Origin of the sequence: Corynebacterium zhongnanshanii, assembly GCF_014490575.1 — a bacterium.
In the GTDB taxonomy this organism is placed as follows: Bacteria; Actinomycetota; Actinomycetes; order Mycobacteriales; family Mycobacteriaceae; genus Corynebacterium; species Corynebacterium zhongnanshanii.
In genome coordinates this window covers 856,091-873,482 of sequence record NZ_CP061033.1, presented here as the reverse complement: position 1 = coordinate 873,482, position 17,392 = coordinate 856,091, and the positions used below count along the sequence as shown (strand labels likewise).

The window sequence follows — 17,392 nt, the reverse complement described above, 5'->3', positions numbered from 1 at the left end:
TTGTAAACACCCTACTATTAGGTTGTGTTTTTTTCGGTGTATTAGTACCGGTCACCTCCACACCTCACAGCGCTTCCAGATCCGGCCTATCAACCCCATAATCTATAGGGAACCTCAAAAGAAACCTCATCTCGAAACAGGCTTCCCGCTTAGATGCTTTCAGCGGTTATCCCTTCCATACGTAGCCAACCAGCCATGCCACGGGCGTGACAACTGGCCCACCAGAGGTATGTCCGTCCCGGTCCTCTCGTACTAGGGACAGCCTTTCTCAAGTTTCAACGCGCACGGCGGATAGAGACCGAACTGTCTCACGACGTTCTAAACCCAGCTCGCGTGCCGCTTTAATGGGCGAACAGCCCAACCCTTGGGACCTACTCCAGCCCCAGGATGCGACGAGCCGACATCGAGGTGCCAAACCATCCCGTCGATATGGACTCTTGGGGAAGATCAGCCTGTTATCCCCGGGGTACCTTTTATCCGTTGAGCGACACCGCTTCCACAAGCCGGTGCCGGATCACTAGTCCCTACTTTCGTACCTGCTCGACCTGTCAGTCACACAGTCAAGCTCCCTTGTGCACTTACACTCAACACCTGATTGCCAACCAGGCTGAGGGAACCTTTGGGCGCCTCCGTTACTCTTTGGGAGGCAACCGCCCCAGTTAAACTACCCACCAGGCACTGTCCCTAACCCAGATCATGGGCCGAGGTTGAGATGCTCAATACGATCAGAGTGGTATTTCAACAACGACTCCACCACCACTGGCGTGATAGCTTCACAGTCTCCCACCTATCCTACACAAACCGAACCAAACACCAATACCAAGCTATAGTGAAGGTCCCGGGGTCTTTTCGTCCTGCCGCGCGTAACGAGCATCTTTACTCGTACTGCAATTTCGCCGGGCCTGTGGTTGAGACAGCAGAGAAGTCGTTACGCCATTCGTGCAGGTCGGAACTTACCCGACAAGGAATTTCGCTACCTTAGGATGGTTATAGTTACCACCGCCGTTTACTGGGGCTTAAATTCTCCGCTTCGACCACACAAAGTGATCTAACAGGTCCTCTTAACCTTCCAGCACCGGGCAGGCGTCAGTCCGTATACATCGACTTACCGTCTTCGCACGGACCTGTGTTTTTAGTAAACAGTCGCTTCCCTCTATTCTCTGCGACCACCACCAGCTCAACCAGTCTGTCACCAGCAGTGGCCCCCCTTCTCCCGAAGTTACGGGGGCATTTTGCCGAGTTCCTTAACCACAGTTCACCCGATCGCCTTAGTATTCTCTACCTGACCACCTGTGTCGGTTATGGGTACGGGCCGTCCATGCACTCGCTAGAGGCTTTTCTCGGCAGCATAGGATCACCAACATCCCCACAACGGGTACGCATCACGCCTCACCCTTCAAATGTGCGCCGGATTTACCAAACACACGGGCCACACGCTTACACCACAATCCAATAAGTGGCTTGGCTACCTTCCTGCGTCACCCCATCACTTGGCTACTACCACATCAGGTCCCACGCATCCCCACACACAAACACCCAAAAGATGCTCGTGTGGGTTCAGGGCGGTTAGTATCAATGATTCACCACTGGGCGCGCACACACGGGTACGGGAATATCAACCCGTTATCCATCGACTACGCCTGTCGGCCTCGCCTTAGGTCCCGACTCACCCTGGGAAGATTAGCTTGACCCAGGAACCCTTAGTCATTCGGCGGATAAGTTTTCCACTCATCATTCGCTACTCATGCCTGCATTCTCACTCGCATAGCCTCCAGCACTGGGTCACCCCGCACCTTCAACGGCCACACGACGCTCCCCTACCAACCCCAAAAATGGAGTTCCGCGGCTTCGGCGGTGTACTTGAGCCCCACTACATTGTCGGCGCAGAACCACTCGACCAGTGAGCTATTACGCACTCTTTCAAGGATGGCTGCTTCTAAGCCAACCTCCTGGCTGTCTTCGCGATCCCACATCCTTTTCCACTTAGTACACTCTTAGGGGCCTTAGCCGGCGATCTGGGCTGTTTCCCTCTCGACTACGAAGCTTATCCCCCGCAGTCTCACTGCCGCGCTCTGACTTACCGGCATTCGGAGTTTGGCTGATGTCGCTAAGATGTTGGTCCCGCTAAACCATCCAGTAGCTCTACCTCCGGCAAGAAACACACGACGCTGCACCTAAATGCATTTCGGGGAGAACCAGCTATCACGGAGTTTGATTGGCCTTTCACCCCTACCCACAACTCATCCCCTCAGTTTTCAACCTAAGTGGGTTCGCGCCTCCACAGCGTCTTACCGCTGCTTCACACTGGCCATGGGTAGATCACCCCGCTTCGGGTCCAGGACATGCCACTAAACACACTCGTTAGTATTCGCTTTCGCTACGACTACCCCACACACCGGGTTAACCTCGCGACATGCCGCTGACTCGCAGGCTCATTCTTCAAAAGGCACGCCATCACCCCACAAGGAGGCTCTGACGGATTGTAAGCACACGGTTTCAGGTACTATTTCACTCCCCTCCCGGGGTACTTTTCACCATTCCCTCACGGTACTACTCCGCTATCGGTCACGACACAAGTATTCAGGCTTACCGGGTGGTCCCGGCAGATTCACAGCAGATTCCACGAGCCCGCTGCTACTCGGGGACACTCATCAACACAAACACACATGCTTTCACGTACCGGACTCTCACCGTCTACGGCAGGCCATTCCAAACCACTTCCGCTAACACACACGCATCATGCACGGCATGGCAGCACCGCACAACAAGGCCCCACAACCCCACACACGCAACCCCTGCCAGGTATCACACGCATATGGTTTAGCCAACATCCACGTTCGTTCGCCACTACTAGCAGAATCATTAAATTATTTTCTCTTCCTACGGGTACTGAGATGTTTCACTTCCCCGCGTTCCCTCCATACCAACTATGAATTCATCGGCAGGTGACCGCACACAACTACGGCCGGGTTTCCCCATTCGGACACCCTCGGATCAACGCTCTATTGGCAACTCCCCGAGGCCTATCGTGGCCTTACACGTCCTTCATCGGCTTATCGTGCCAAGGCATCCACCGTGTGCCCTTAACAAAAACACAACACAGAAAATGCTTACAAAAAACACTAAAACAACCACGCAAACCACACACACGAACCCGAAAAACCCGGGCACGCGGTGAGTACTCACGTCAATTGCAAAAAAGAAGATACTCGCGTCCACTATACAGTTCTCAAACAACACGAAACACACAAACACCAACCACCTACCGGTAGTCACCGTCCACATGCTCCCCATGCACAGGAATAACAAACGTCATTCCAGACACCCAACAGTAGCAACAAACCAAGCACCAATCCACTTCCACACCCACACCCTCTTCGGTGCGAGTCAGACACAATCACCATCCATGCGATCTACCCAGATTCCAAAACAATAAAACAAAAATACTCCTTAGAAAGGAGGTGATCCAGCCGCACCTTCCGGTACGGCTACCTTGTTACGACTTCGTCCCAATCGCCGATCCCACCTTCGACAGCTCCCTAACGAGTTTAGGCCACTGGCTTCGGGTGTTACCAACTTTCATGACGTGACGGGCGGTGTGTACAAGGCCCGGGAACGTATTCACCGCAGCATTGCTGATCTGCGATTACTAGCGACTCCGACTTCATGGGGTCGAGTTGCAGACCCCAATCCGAACTGAGACCGGCTTTAAGGGATTAGCTCCACCTCACGGTATCGCAACCCACTGTACCGACCATTGTAGCACGTGTGAAGCCCTGGACATAAGGGGCATGATGATTTGACGTCATCCCCACCTTCCTCCGAGTTAACCCCGGCAGTCTCTCGCGAGTCCCCACCATAACGTGCTGGCAACACAAGACAAGGGTTGCGCTCGTTGCGGGACTTAACCCAACATCTCACGACACGAGCTGACGACAACCATGCACCACCTGTATACAAGCCACAAAGGGAAAACACATCTCTGTGCCGATCCTGCATATGTCAAGCCCAGGTAAGGTTCTTCGCGTTGCATCGAATTAATCCACATGCTCCGCCGCTTGTGCGGGCCCCCGTCAATTCCTTTGAGTTTTAGCCTTGCGGCCGTACTCCCCAGGCGGGGCGCTTAATGCGTTAGCTACGGCACGGAAATCGTAGAAAGATCCCCACACCTAGCGCCCACCGTTTACGGCATGGACTACCAGGGTATCTAATCCTGTTCGCTACCCATGCTTTCGCTCCTCAGCGTCAGTTACTGCCCAGAGACCTGCCTTCGCCATCGGTGTTCCTCCTGATATCTGCGCATTTCACCGCTACACCAGGAATTCCAGTCTCCCCTACAGCACTCTAGTTATGCCCGTATCACCTGCAGACCCGGAGTTAAGCCCCGGGCTTTCACAGACGACGCGACAAACCACCTACGAGCTCTTTACGCCCAGTAATTCCGGACAACGCTCGCACCCTACGTATTACCGCGGCTGCTGGCACGTAGTTAGCCGGTGCTTCTTATCCAGGTACCGTCACCCAAAAGGCTTCTTCCCTAGCGAAAGAGGTTTACAACCCGAAGGCCGTCATCCCTCACGCGGCGTCGCTGCATCAGGCTTGCGCCCATTGTGCAATATTCCCCACTGCTGCCTCCCGTAGGAGTCTGGGCCGTGTCTCAGTCCCAATGTGGCCGTACACCCTCTCAGGCCGGCTACCCGTCGTCGCCTTGGTAGGCCATTACCCCACCAACAAGCTGATAGGCCGCGAGCTCATCCTGCACCGAAAAAACTTTCCACCACCGACACTAAACGATGGTCCTATCCGGTATTAGACCCAGTTTCCCAGGCTTATCCCAGAGTGCAGGGCAGATCACCCACGTGTTACTCACCCGTTCGCCACTCGAGTACCCCTTGCAAGCAAGAGGCCTTTCCGTTCGACTTGCATGTGTTAAGCACGCCGCCAGCGTTCGTCCTGAGCCAGGATCAAACTCTCCATAAAAGCAAATCAGCACTACAAGAGAGCCAAAAACTAGCTACAAAAAAATAAAACTACTGACAAAAGAATCAAAATAAATCATCAAAAACTTGCCACTGCCATCACCAGCCCCGACGGGAAGAAGGGACCTCCAACAACAACAAGCCACAGTCAGACAACAACAACACACACAAAAACACGTGTGCATCATCATCGATTACTATTCCCGTGTCACATGCGCGCTACCGCACACTGGCACACAAACAGCCCCACAACAACACAAAAGCATCATCATGAGAATGAACACCCACCCAGCAACACGACGCCAGGCCACCACAACATGCGAAAAGGGGCATCCACCAACCATGTCTTCACACCAACACACCACACGGTGCATCAGTACTGTGGAAACAAATTAAACTTGGTTCATCACACTATTGAGTTCTCAAACAACCTGCGCACACACAACCACACCCACACAACATGGAATGCAAATCATGAAGCAAAACCAGAAACCATAATGTTCCGGTACAGATCATCAGGGCCGTTTTCCTGCCCCTCCCCTAACAACAACCCCACACAATCTCACTGTGTGGCCTGTCCGGGAGCCGGTGTCGGTCGCTCTGACTTGAACTAATCTACACACAACCCACACACAACACAAATCCCCAGCTCAAAGCCCCAAAAACACCACACACAAACACACCAAAAACAGCACCAAAAAACACAACCAACGGCACAAGGCGTGCACAGGCTGCGACTGGGTTAATTGCAGGAAGTGTAGCGAGGTCGATGCCAGGCAGCTCTCACAACGAAAGAAGGCCCGTGTTCCTCATGTCGAGGAACACGGACCTTGAACCCTTACGCCGAGCGCACCTTCGCACCGGCAAAGCGCTTCTTACCCTTGCGCAGCACCAGCCACTGGCCATGCAAGAGATCATCCGCTGATGGCGACCATTCAGGATCCTCAATGCGCGCATTGTTGACATACGCTCCGCCCTCACCCACGGTGCGACGCGCAGCGCCCTTGGACTTCTCCAAACCGGATTCCACCAACAGATCCACGATGGTGGCCTCCGGGCCGACCTCGGCAATCTCGGTCTCCTGCAAAGACGCGGCCAGCGTCGATTCATCCAGATCGGTGAGCTCCGCACGGCCGAACAAAGCCTGCACGGCCAACTCCACGGCCTCCGTGGCCTCGGCACCGTGCACCAGTGTGGTCATCTCGCGCGCCAGAGTGCGCTGCGCCTCGCGCTTGAACGGCTCCGTCTCCACCTTCTCCTGCAGTGCGTCGATCTCCTCCTTGCTGAGGAAGGTAAACCAGCGCAGGTAGTCGATCACCACGGTGTCTCCCGCGTTGATGAAGTACTGGTACCAGGAGTACGGACTGGTCAGCTCCGGATCCAACCACAGCTTGCCGCCACCAGTGGACTTTCCAAACTTGTTGCCTTCGGCGTCGGTCACCAAAGGGACGGTGAGTCCGTGGACCTTCGTACCACTCACGCGGCGGTTGAGGTCCACGCCGGAGACAATGTTGCCCCACTGGTCTCCACCGCCGATTTGCAGCACGCAGCCATACTCCTTGTTCAGGTGCACATAGTCGTTGGCCTGCAGAAGCATGTAGGAAAACTCGGTGTAAGAAATGCCATCGGATTCCAAGCGGCGCTTGACCGTGTCTCGATCCAGCATGGTGTTCAGGGAAAAGTTCTTTCCGAGGTCGCGCAGGTAATCAATCACGCTCATGCGCGCCGTCCATTCGGCGTTATTCACCATGATGGCGTGATTCTCACCGTAACTGTCGGAGAAATCAACGAAGGCTTGCAGCTGCTTTTTAATGGATTCCAGATTCTCCGCGACCTGCTCGTCGGACAGCATGGAGCGCTCCCCCACATCTCGCGGGTCGCCAATCATTCCCGTAGCTCCACCGGCCAAGGTGATTGGACGGTGGCCGAACTCCTGGAAACGCTTCAGCATAATCAGCGGCACCAAGTGGCCGGCGTGCAAGGACGCGCCCGTGGGGTCAAAGCCACAGTACAGCGTAATCTTTTCTTCGGCGGCCTCGCGCAGCGCCTCAATATCTGTGGACTGGTTAATCAACCCACGCCACTGGAGCTCATCGATAATATTGGACATTACTTTTCCACCATTTCTCTCACGTGTTATCGAAAACTGTATGGCCGCGCTCTACAGCGGCCAGTCCACGGCCTCATCAACCAGCAAGACAGGGATTCCATCTTGAATGGGATAGGCCTTGTTCAGACGGGGGTTAACCAGATAATCGCCGTGATCCTCAAGTGGTTGCTTATCTTGTGGACATGCCAAGATCTCTAGGAGCTGTGGATCAATCATGCAGATCAGTCTAGCCGTTTGAATGCGTTCAGGAGCGATCAGCCTGGCACGGCGGTTCTATAGTTTTTTCGGAGTCCGTGACCTGCATGAACGCCGATGTGACCGTGCTGGAGGCCGGCACCTCCAGTTCAATGTTCCTCCGACAGCGCGGCTGGTTGAAGTCCATGATGACCGCGCTGGCGCGCGACGAACCATCGGCCGCCGATTCTGAAGCCCCGCCGAAAAGCGCATAGACGTATGCTCCATCAGCGCTGGTCGCATTTAAGCTCCGGCGATCCATATAGTGCTGAGAAAACTCCACCGATGATGCCACCTCGCCTTTATACATATCAATGACGGTGACTTTTCCTTTGTCATTAATCGTGGTGAGCATATCGCCGTTGATGGCACCGTAAGAACCATCGATAACGTCGGAGTTAGCCTTCTTCACCGGACGCTTCCCCGCAACCTTATACCGCGGGCCATCCTTTTGGATTCCCAGATTAATCACACCCCCGGAGCCGTCATCGGCAACCAAACGATGATGCTTCCTCTCGCAATCCAATTGATTAATGTCCCACGGACGGGCGGCGAATTCATAATCAACAGGGTACGTTTCCACACCATTTTCTTCAGTCCAGGTCACCAGACTTGCCACACCCGCACCAGAATTACCCACAAGCGTGGAAGGCTTAAACTCCAGCCACAGCGCCGATCCATCATCGCACGCGGTCAGAGACGTGATATCCGCTTTGCGGGTAATCACCTGACTATTGATGTCTCCACCGCCCTGACCTGATGCTGAATGTAATTTAGCGATGCGTGTCCGATCCACCGTTCCGCCGTCTTCGGGAGGCAGGTCAAAGGCCATGATCGTCGTGGAGAAATGTGGGGAGGAATCCGACGCCGCCAGCGCGGCGTTCTCATCAACCTCCGGCACAGGCAAGGCCTTCACGCGCGTGCCCGAGGAGTTCAAGACCGCGATGGCGTTCTTATCGGCCACGGCATAGCCGTCGGCGAAGCGTTCCAAGCGGGAATCCTTCACGGCTTCCACCTGCGTAGACACGTCCGCCAGGGGCTTTCCTTCCGAAGAAAAGCCCTGGACCTGCGCAGTTGAGCCCGAGCTCACGAGCACCATGAGAGGTGCGGCACCCGCGAGCTGTTCACCCTGCGTCTGGTCCAAACGATGCTTCACGACAGTGCCGGACTCTTCCACAGGGGAGCTCGGTTCCTCCGAGTCCCCGCACGCGACCAGCATCGCCCCGCAGACCAACAGCGCTGCGAGTGTTTTAGAGTTCCTCAGGAGCATGCTTCACCACGTCGCCCACGTACAACAGCACGTCAACCAGGACACAACCACGAATTAGTGATTGCTAGGGATTGGAGACTGCTCCGCCCATGCGCGGTCCTGCTGAGCTTGCTCACGCACGCGCTCGCGCTGCTCAGCCACCCGCACACCCGCGGTACCACCGCGGGTGGCGCGGGAGGCAACGGCACCGTCCACGGTCAGCACCTCGCGAACCTCTGGGGTCAGCGCCTCGTGGACGCTCGCGAGCTCGGCGTCGGTCAGATCGATGAGATCCACACCTCGGGATTCGGCGATGCGGACGCACGATCCGGACGCCTCGTGTGCCACGCGGAAGGGCACGCCCTGGCGCACCATCCACTCGGCCAAATCGGTGGCGAGGGTGAACCCTGCAGGGGCGAGCTCGCGCAGACGCTCGGGGTGGAACGTCAGCGTGTCCACCAGGCCGGCCATCGCGGGCAGCAGGAGGTTCAGCTGGGAGACAGAATCCACGATCGGTTCCTTGTCTTCCTGCAGATCGCGGTTGTAAGCCAGCGGCTGGGCCTTCAACGTGGCGAGCAGGCCCGTTGCGTTACCAATCAAGCGTCCAGTCTTGCCTCGGGTGAGCTCCGCAACATCCGGGTTCTTCTTCTGAGGCATGATCGACGAACCAGTGGACCACTCGTCGGCCAAGGTGACGTACCCAAACTCCGGCGTGGACCACGCGATGATCTCCTCCGCCAAACGCGACAAATCCACCGCGGTCTGGGCCAGCACGAACGCGGTCTCGGAGGCGAAGTCGCGAGAACTCGTGGCATCAATGGAGTTGTCCGCTGCAGAATCAAATCCCAATTCCTCAGCGATCGCCTCCGGATCCAGAGCCAAGGAGGAGCCGGCCAGGGCACCCGAGCCGTACGGGGAAACAGCTAGGCGCCGATCCAGGTCACGGAAACGCTGAATGTCTCGCTGCAACGGGTGAGCATGTGCCAGCAGCTGGTGGGCCAACAGCACAGGCTGGGCGGCCTGGAAGTGGGTCTTGCCCGGCATAATCGCCTCAGGATGGCGGTCGGCCTGCGCCAGGAGAGCATCCACCACATCCGTCACACCGGCGGCGATGTCACGCAGAGCATCGCGCACCCACATGCGGAACAACGTAGCAACCTGATCGTTGCGGGAACGGCCCGCGCGCAGGCGACCACCCACCTCAGGACCTACGCGGTCAATCAAGCCGCGTTCCATGGCGCCGTGAACATCCTCGTCGGAGGCTTCGGGGCCAAAGGTTCCGTCAGCCACATCCTTGCCCAGCTGCTGCAGACCCTCGATCATGGTAACGAGGTCTTCCTCAGACAGCAGTCCCGCACGGCGCAGCACGCGGGCGTGGGCCTGGGACGCCAAGACGTCATACGGTGCCAGAACCCAGTCGAAATGGGTGGACTTGGACAATGCCGCCATGGCGTCCGTTGGGCCGCCCGAGAAACGGCCTCCCCACAATGCGCCTTCGTTGGTGCCGTGTGCGGATGGTGCAGACATGAAGAGTCCTTTACAGAGGGGTTGGGAACGGATGTGAGGTGGCCGGGTTGTCCCCGGCCGTTAGTTGGCCAGGTCGCGGCGTGCGGCAATCTTGGAGGACAGACCGTGCAGCTCCACGAAACCACGAGCCATGGACTGGTCGAAGGAATCGCCCTCGTCGTAGGTGGCCAGGTTGAAGTCGTACAGAGAACTGCCGGAGCGACGGCCGTTGACCGTGATGGAGCCAGCGTGCAGCACCAGGCGGATGTCCCCGTTGACGTGCTCCTGGGTGGAGTCGATGAAGGCATCCAGGGAGCGCTTCAGTGGGGAGAACCACAGGCCGTCGTAGACCTGGTTGGACCACTCGGCATCAATGCCGCGCTTGTAGCGGGCCAGCTCACGCTCGATGGTCACGGCTTCCAGGGCCTCGTGTGCCTTGATGAGGGTCACGGCACCTGGCGCCTCGTAGACCTCGCGGGACTTGATGCCGACCAGGCGGTCCTCCACCATGTCCAGACGACCGACGCCCTGCGCGCCCGCACGACGGTTCAGCTCCTCGATGGCCTGCAGGACGGTGACCTTCTTTCCGTCGATGGCCACAGGCTTACCCTTTTCAAAGGAGATGATCACTTCGTCAGGAGCCTGGCCCAGTGCTGGGTCCTCGGTGTAGGCGTAGACGTCCTTGGTGGGGGCGTTCCACAGGTCCTCCAGGAAGCCGGTCTCCACGGCGCGACCCCACACGTTCTGGTCGATGGAGAATGGGGACTTCTTAGACTGCTCGATAGGAATGCCGTTCTCTTCAGCGAAGGCGATGGCCTTCTCACGGGTCCATGCGTAGTCGCGGACTGGAGCGATGATGTCCAGGTCAGGGGCGGTGTTGGCGAAGCCCACCTCGAAGCGGACCTGGTCATTACCCTTACCGGTGCAGCCGTGGGCCACAGCGGTGCCGCCGTGCTCCTTCGCGGCATCGGACAGGTGCTTCACGATGAGCGGGCGGGAGATGGCGGAGACCAGTGGGTACTCCTTCATGTACATGCCGTTCGCCTTGATGGTAGGCAGGCAGTACTCTTCAGCGAACTCGTCGCGGGCATCGACAACGATGGACTCCACAGCGCCGGCGCCCAGTGCGCGCTGGCGCACGGTCTCCATGTCCTCGCCTCCCTGTCCCAGGTCGATAGAGACGCAGACAACCTCCGCGTTACGCTCCTTAGCAATCCAGCTAATGGCAACGGTGGTGTCCAAACCGCCCGAGTATGCGAGAACTACGCGATCCTTCATGGTGTTCCTTTCCTTCATGCCCGTGTCACCGCTGTCTGTCCCAACGGTTGAGCTAATCGTATGTGTCTAGTCTATAGGGTTGTGTTTGTTGTTCCGACGGAGGCTAGGCCTGCGCAAGCCCCTGGAAGTACTCCCCGAGCTCCTGGCCGTTCATCGGCTCCCTCGCCAGGACGAATACCGTGTCATCGCCGGCGATCGTGGCCACCACTTTGGACACGCCCGAGCGGTCCAGGATGCTGGCCAGGTATTGCGCCGCCCCTGGGGGCGTGCGCAGCACGGCGATGTTGCCGGAGTGGTCGTAATCCACCAGCAATTCGCCCAGCACGCGGCGTAGTTTGTCCGGCCCATCCACGCGCAGCTCGTCGGTAAGCGTGTAGTAGATGTCGCCATTGCTGCGCACTTTCTTCGCACCCAGGTCCACCAAGTCACGAGACAGCGTAGCCTGGGTTACCTCGATTCCGCGTTCCTCCAGAATGCTCAGCAGCTTGCGCTGGCTGGATACCTTTTCTGACCCGATGATCTTTCCGATGAGATCCTGCCGGGCAGTCCGGGTCATCGGAGCAGCCATACCAGCAATGCCTTCTGTGCGTGGAGGCGATTTTCTGCCTCGTCGAAGACCACGGACTGTGGCCCGTCGATGACCTCCGCCGTGACTTCGCTGTCGCGGTAGGCCGGCAGGCAGTGCATGAAGATCGCGTCCGAGGCAGCCGTGGCCATCAGCTCGGCGTTGACCTGGTAGGCCCGCAGCGCCGAGCGGTCGATGCTGGGGTCCATGCCCATGGAGACCCAGGTATCGGTAATGACAACATCCGCGCCGTTGGCATCGATGGCATCCGTGACGGTCACCGTAGCTCCGGTCTCGGCGGCGCGCGCCCGCGCGCGTTCCACGAACGTACTCTCCGGCTGGAATCCTTCCGGCGCAGAAATGGTGATGTTGACGCCCGCCGTGGCGAATCCCAGCATGTAGGAGTTGGCCATGTTGTTCGCACCGTCGCCGAAGTAGACGGCATTCAAGCCCTTCAGCGTGCCCTTGTGCTCCTTGATGGTCTGCAGGTCCGCCAGGATCTGGCAGGGGTGAAAGTCATCGGACAGGGAGTTCACAATCGGTACCGTGGCAGTTTCGGCCATCTGGTGCAGGTTGTCGTGCGCTCCGGTGCGCCACACGATCGCGTTGACGAACCGGGACAGCACGTTGCCTGTGTCCTGGAAGGTCTCGCCCTTGCCCATTTGCGAGCTGCCGGAGTCCACCACAATGGGGTTGCCGCCGAGTTCTGTGATGCCGGCGTCGAAGGAAAAACGGGTGCGGGTGGAGGTTTTATCGAACAGCACGGCGATGCTGCGTCGGTCCAGCAGGTCGCGGTACTGATTGTCGTAGCGTTGCGCTTTAACTTCTTCCGCCAGCGCGAGCACCTCTGCCTGCTCTTCCGGCGTGAGGTCATCATCTGCGAGGAAATGACGAATGGCCATGTGTTACTCCGATTCCTTGGTTGGTGCGCCCGACTGTGCCGCGCGGTTATCGTTCAGCATTTTTTTAATTTTTTCGACGCCCAAGCGCGCGTCCTCCCGGCTCAAATTCAATGGCGGCACAATGCGCAACACATCTGGCGCCGGGCGATTAATAATCACTCCATACTCGAGCGGGTCGACCTCCAGCGGACTGTCCAGCACCACGCCCAGCATCAGTCCGCGTCCGCGGATCGTGGTGACGGACGGATCCTTCTCCAGTTCGGACGTGATGTAGGCGCCAATCTCGGTCACGTTGTCCAGAATGTGCTCGTCCTCGATGGTGGTGATGACGGCGTTGGCTGCAGCGCAGGCAATGGGATTGCCGCCGAACGTGGTGCCGTGCGAGCCCTTGACCAGCAGCTGCGCCGGTGGCAGAGCAATGCACGCGCCGATCGGCATGCCGCCGCCCAGGCCCTTGGCCAGGGTGATGACGTCGGGGACGATCTGTTCCACCTGATAGCCGAACCACGCGCCCGTGCGCCCCATGCCGGCCTGGACTTCGTCCACGATCATGAGGATTCCCAGCTCATCGCACAGCTGGCGTACCTCGGTCAAAAAGCCCTCTGGGGTGGGGATCACTCCCGTTTCGCCCTGGATAGACTCCAGGACGATCGCCGCGGTGTCCTCATCGGCCATGCGGCGCAGCGCCTCGATGTCGCCGTAGGGGTAGTACTCCACGCCGCCCGGCAACGGCTGAAATTGGGCTTGCTTATCCGGCTGCCCGGTCAGCGCCAAGGCGCCCATCGTGCGCCCGTGGAAGCCGCGTTCCGCGGCGAGAATCTTCGTCCGACCCGTCGCGCGGGCAATCTTGAAGGCCGCCTCGTTGGCCTCCGCACCGGAGTTTGCGAAAAACACCTGCGCGGACTGTGGGTCGTGCGCCCACTCCCCGTCCAGATGCTGCGCAATTAGGCCTTTCAGGCGCGTGGCCAGCGTGATGACCTGGGGGTGCGCGAAGTTGTTGGACACGTGGCCCAGCGTGCTGACCTGCTCGGTGACAGCTCGTACAATCGCAGGATGGGCGTGTCCCAACGCATTCACCGCGATGCCAGACAGGAGGTCCAGGTACTGCGCGCCGTTGGCGTCGAATACGAAGGATCCCTCGCCCCGCACCAGTTCCAGTTGAGGGGTGCCATACGTGGGCATCAGGGCACTATCCCATTGCTGCTGCCATGGCGCACTCTGGTTTTCCTGCGCATCCTGCTCAGGATTCGTTGTTTTAGGCATGAACACCCTCCCAATCGTCTTCCACAACCATCGTTCCAATACCGCCAGAGGTCATCAGCTCCAGCAGCACCGAGTGAGCAATACGCCCGTCAATCACATGCGCGGCCTTCACTCCGGTGCGCAGCGCGTTCAAGCACGCCTCCATCTTCGGAATCATTCCCGAATCCAGCGTAGGCAGGATGTCCGACAACGCCTGCGGATCAATCCTAGACACCAGCGAGTCCTGGTTCGGCCAATCCGTGTACAGTCCCTGCACGTTCGTGAGCATGACCAGGCGCTCCGCGCCCAATGCCGACGCCAACGCACCCGCCGCGGTATCCGCATTGATGTTGTAAATATCACCGTTGATATCGGGGGCGACGGTGGAGACCACCGGGATGCGACCTGCCTCAATGAGGTCCATTAGCGAATCCGCCTGGACGTGGGCGATAGAACCCACCCGCCCCAGGTCGACCTCTTCCCCATCAACGACGCCGAAACGCTTCTCTGCCGTGAACAGCCCGGCATCTTCACCGGAGGTTCCCACCGCATAGGGACCGTGCTCGTTGATAAGCCCCACAAGCTCGCGGCCGACCTTGCCGAACAGCACCATGCGGACGTACTCCATCACCTCGGGCGTGGTGACGCGAAAACCGCCCTTGAACTCGGATTCCAGTCCCACGGCGTCCAGCATCTGATTGATCTGTGGGCCTCCACCGTGAACGACCACGGGGCGGGCGCCCACGGCGCGCAGGAACACCATGTCGGCGGCGAAGGCTCGGCGCAGCTCGTCGTCGATCATGGCGTTGCCGCCGTATTTCACCACCACGATTTTTCCCTGGAAATGCAACAGCCACGGCAGGGCCTCTGCCAGCACATGGCTGCGCATCTCCGGGGTGAGATTGGTGATGTCGGGAAGGGCTGAAAAGTTATTAGCCATTGCTCTCACTTAAAAATTAAGGACGGGTGCGGTCGGTCGTTGACGCTTTTTATGACGGTATATCCAGCTCTTTTTATGTGGAGTATTCCGAGTTAATTTCCACGTAGGCATAGGACAGGTCCGTGGTCCACACAGTGGCGGTTCCGCCCTTGCCTGTGCCTAGGTCCACGGTCACCGCGATGTCCGTGCCCGTGAGATCCACCTCTCGAGCATTCGGAGCACCCGTGGAATTGATGCAGACCGGCGAGCCGTTGAAGGACACGCTGATCTTCTCCGCCTCCATCTCCACCGGGGCCATGCCCACAGCGGCCAGCACGCGGCCCCAGTTCGGATCGCTTCCAAACATCGCGCACTTAAAGAGGTTGTCGCGGCCGATCACCCGGGCGGCCTCCTTGGCCTCCGCGTCGGTGGCCGCTCCCTCCACCGTGATGGACACGCGCTTGGTCACACCTTCCGCGTCCGCCTGCAGCTGCATCGCGATATCCAGGCACACCTGGTGAATCGCGCGCTGGAACTCCTCCTCATCGGGAGTCACACCGGACGCGCCCGAGGCGAGCAACAGCACCGTATCGTTGGTGGACGTGGAGCCGTCCACATCCACGCAATCAAACGTGGTGGCAGTAGAGGCACTCAAGGCTTTCTGTGCAGCCTCGGGGGAGGCAAGCTTGGCGTCGGTGGTAATAAAGACCAACATGGTGGCCAGGGACGGGGCGAGCATGCCCACCCCCTTGCCCATGGCACCAATCGACCAGCCATCGCCCCGGTAGACGGCCTGCTTGGAGACCGTATCGGTGGTCATGATCGCCTCGGCGGCGGGGCCTCCGGCCTCGACATCGGAGGACAGCTGCGGCACCAGCGCGTCCACGCCGGCGAGGACCTTGTCCATGGGAAGAACATCACCGATCAGCCCGGTGGAGCACACGGCGACGTCCTCGGTATCAATGCCCAACGCCTGGGCCACGTGGTTCGCGGTGGTGGCTGCGTCCTTATCTCCCTGGGCGCCATTGCACGCATTGGCGTTGCCGGCATTGACAATCACGGCCTTGAACTGCCCATTGTGGTGGGACTGGGTCAGGCGCACCGGGCTTGCCGTGACCTTGTTGCGGGTAAACATCGCCGCAGCATGAAAATCCGGGCCGTCGTTGCGCAACAGGGCCATATCCGGCTTGCCCGACGGCTTGATGTGCGCCGTGGTAGAGGCAACGGAAAAGCCCTGGGGAACGGTCACGCCCACAGGACGTGGCTGCGTGGCCGTGGACTGCTCACTGTGGAGGTCGCTCATCGTTTCTTACATTCCTGTCTGCGGCAGACCCGCGGTCTCGTCCCACCCCATCATGAGGTTGAGACACTGCACAACGGCACCGGCGGTGCCCTTCGTCAAATTATCAATGGCGCTGGTGGCGACGATCATCCCGTCATTCACCGTGACCTGGAGGTGCACCATGTTGGACCCCACCACGTTCTTGGTTTCTGGCTGCTGGCCTTCCGGCAGCAGGTGCAGGAACGGTTCGTCTGCGCAGAAGGCCTCATAGGCGGCACGTACTTCCTGGGCGGATGCCTGGGTCCTGGCCGTCACGGTGGTGAGAATGCCGCGCGTAAGCGGTGCGAGGACCGGGGTGAAGGTGACGTGCACGTCCGTGTTTTCTGCGGGTGCGACCTCCGCGAGGTTCTGCGTGATCTCCGGGGTATGGCGATGCGTGCCCACGCCGTAGGCCCGGAGGTTACCCATCGTTTCTGCGCCCAGTAGGTTGACGGCAGCCTTCTTTCCTGCGCCGCTCACTCCCGTGACGGACACCACGCTTACCTGTGGTTCCATCACCCCAGCGTGGATGCCGGGCAGTGCCGCAAGGGTGGCTCCGGTGGGGAAACAGCCAGGGGCGGCCACGAAGCGGGAAGTCTTGATAGCCTCTCGATGGCCAGGCATTTCCGGGATGCCATAAGTTTCGTGGCCCGCGTATTCGGTACCGTAGTACTTCTCCCAGTCCGCCTGGCTCTTCAAGCGGAAATCAGCACCGCAGTCGATGACCTTCACGGACTCGGGCAGCTCCGCGGCCAATGCGGCGGATACGCCATGCGGCAGGGCGAGGATGGCAACGTCCGCGGTGGCGAGCACCTCGGGCGTGGTGTTTTCTACTACTCGCTCTGCCAGTGGCGGAAGGCTGGGGACCAGATCACCAAAGCGGGCACCCGCGTTAGACGCTCCAGTCAGGGGACCGATCTGGAAATCTTTGGTGTAGCCTGGGTGATTCAACAGCAGGCGGAGGGCTTCTCCGCCTGCATATCCTGTGGCACCGGCAATCGCGATAGTGAGCATGCCCCCATCATGCCCGACGATCCTCCGCATTGCAAATTATGCAATATAATGAGAATTATTCATTGCGGGGTAG

Annotated in this window: 11 protein-coding genes and 2 rRNA genes; all 13 read right to left on the bottom strand. The window is 58.8% G+C overall.

Annotated elements, in window-relative coordinates:
- Positions 1 to 21: 21 nt before the first annotated feature.
- The 13 genes from IAU67_RS03880 to argC all read right to left on the bottom strand — a co-directional run bounded on the left by IAU67_RS03880 (position 22) and on the right by argC (position 17,319).
- Positions 22 to 3,097, bottom strand: a 23S ribosomal RNA gene (locus tag IAU67_RS03880).
- A gap of 357 nt (positions 3,098 to 3,454) precedes the next feature.
- A 16S ribosomal RNA gene (locus IAU67_RS03875) occupies positions 3,455 to 4,980 on the bottom strand.
- The 16S and 23S rRNA genes sit together here, the layout of an rRNA operon.
- Positions 4,981 to 5,817: 837 nt before the next feature.
- Positions 5,818 to 7,089, bottom strand: a complete 1,272-nt coding sequence (tyrS, locus tag IAU67_RS03870) for a tyrosine--tRNA ligase (RefSeq protein WP_151843168.1) — start codon at positions 7,087 to 7,089, stop codon at positions 5,818 to 5,820.
- Positions 7,090 to 7,140: 51 nt separating this feature from the next.
- Positions 7,141 to 7,305, bottom strand: coding sequence for a Trm112 family protein (locus IAU67_RS03865; RefSeq protein WP_151843167.1), 165 nt, complete (start codon positions 7,303 to 7,305; stop codon positions 7,141 to 7,143).
- Between the two features lie 28 nt (positions 7,306 to 7,333).
- Positions 7,334 to 8,593: a hypothetical protein gene (locus IAU67_RS03860; protein WP_151843166.1), complete on the bottom strand. Its 1,260-nt coding sequence runs from the start codon at positions 8,591 to 8,593 to the stop codon at positions 7,334 to 7,336.
- A gap of 54 nt (positions 8,594 to 8,647) precedes the next feature.
- Complete coding sequence (argH, locus tag IAU67_RS03855) at positions 8,648 to 10,099, bottom strand: argininosuccinate lyase (protein ID WP_151843165.1); 1,452 nt, start codon at positions 10,097 to 10,099, stop codon at positions 8,648 to 8,650.
- Between the two features lie 60 nt (positions 10,100 to 10,159).
- Positions 10,160 to 11,356: an argininosuccinate synthase gene (locus tag IAU67_RS03850; RefSeq protein ID WP_151843164.1), complete on the bottom strand. Its 1,197-nt coding sequence runs from the start codon at positions 11,354 to 11,356 to the stop codon at positions 10,160 to 10,162.
- A 103-nt stretch (positions 11,357 to 11,459) separates the two neighbouring features.
- A complete protein-coding gene (gene argR / locus IAU67_RS03845; RefSeq protein ID WP_151843163.1) occupies positions 11,460 to 11,924 on the bottom strand; it encodes an arginine repressor in 465 nt (154 codons plus the stop codon).
- Positions 11,909 to 12,823 carry an ornithine carbamoyltransferase gene (gene argF / locus IAU67_RS03840; protein ID WP_151843162.1) on the bottom strand — a complete coding sequence of 305 codons (915 nt, stop codon included), beginning with the start codon at positions 12,821 to 12,823 and terminating at the stop codon, positions 11,909 to 11,911. Before argF ends, argR begins: the two co-directional genes overlap by 16 nt.
- 3 nt (positions 12,824 to 12,826) lie before the next feature.
- Positions 12,827 to 14,086, bottom strand: coding sequence for an acetylornithine transaminase (locus IAU67_RS03835; RefSeq protein WP_151843161.1), 1,260 nt, complete (start codon positions 14,084 to 14,086; stop codon positions 12,827 to 12,829).
- Entirely contained in the window at positions 14,079 to 15,005 is a 927-nt protein-coding gene (gene argB / locus IAU67_RS03830) for an acetylglutamate kinase (RefSeq protein ID WP_151843160.1), read from the bottom strand. Before argB ends, IAU67_RS03835 begins: the two co-directional genes overlap by 8 nt.
- Before the next feature lie 73 nt (positions 15,006 to 15,078).
- The gene (gene argJ / locus IAU67_RS03825; protein ID WP_151843159.1) at positions 15,079 to 16,287 is read right to left on the bottom strand and encodes a bifunctional glutamate N-acetyltransferase/amino-acid acetyltransferase ArgJ; all 1,209 of its coding nucleotides are present in this window, start codon (positions 16,285 to 16,287) and stop codon (positions 15,079 to 15,081) included.
- A gap of 6 nt (positions 16,288 to 16,293) precedes the next feature.
- Positions 16,294 to 17,319, bottom strand: a complete 1,026-nt coding sequence (gene argC / locus IAU67_RS03820; RefSeq protein ID WP_151843158.1) for an N-acetyl-gamma-glutamyl-phosphate reductase — start codon at positions 17,317 to 17,319, stop codon at positions 16,294 to 16,296.
- Positions 17,320 to 17,392: the final 73 nt, after the last annotated feature.

Coding starts and splice junctions, on each gene's coding strand:
- tyrS (WP_151843168.1), bottom strand. CDS start 7,089: ATGTCCAATATTATCGATGAGCTCCAGTGGCGTGGGTTGATTAACCAG.
- IAU67_RS03865 (WP_151843167.1), bottom strand. CDS start 7,305: ATGATTGATCCACAGCTCCTAGAGATCTTGGCATGTCCACAAGATAAG.
- IAU67_RS03860 (WP_151843166.1), bottom strand. CDS start 8,593: ATGCTCCTGAGGAACTCTAAAACACTCGCAGCGCTGTTGGTCTGCGGG.
- argH (WP_151843165.1), bottom strand. CDS start 10,099: ATGTCTGCACCATCCGCACACGGCACCAACGAAGGCGCATTGTGGGGA.
- IAU67_RS03850 (WP_151843164.1), bottom strand. CDS start 11,356: ATGAAGGATCGCGTAGTTCTCGCATACTCGGGCGGTTTGGACACCACC.
- argR (WP_151843163.1), bottom strand. CDS start 11,924: ATGGCTGCTCCGATGACCCGGACTGCCCGGCAGGATCTCATCGGAAAG.
- argF (WP_151843162.1), bottom strand. CDS start 12,823: ATGGCCATTCGTCATTTCCTCGCAGATGATGACCTCACGCCGGAAGAG.
- IAU67_RS03835 (WP_151843161.1), bottom strand. CDS start 14,086: ATGCCTAAAACAACGAATCCTGAGCAGGATGCGCAGGAAAACCAGAGT.
- argB (WP_151843160.1), bottom strand. CDS start 15,005: ATGGCTAATAACTTTTCAGCCCTTCCCGACATCACCAATCTCACCCCG.
- argJ (WP_151843159.1), bottom strand. CDS start 16,287: ATGAGCGACCTCCACAGTGAGCAGTCCACGGCCACGCAGCCACGTCCT.
- argC (WP_151843158.1), bottom strand. CDS start 17,319: ATGCTCACTATCGCGATTGCCGGTGCCACAGGATATGCAGGCGGAGAA.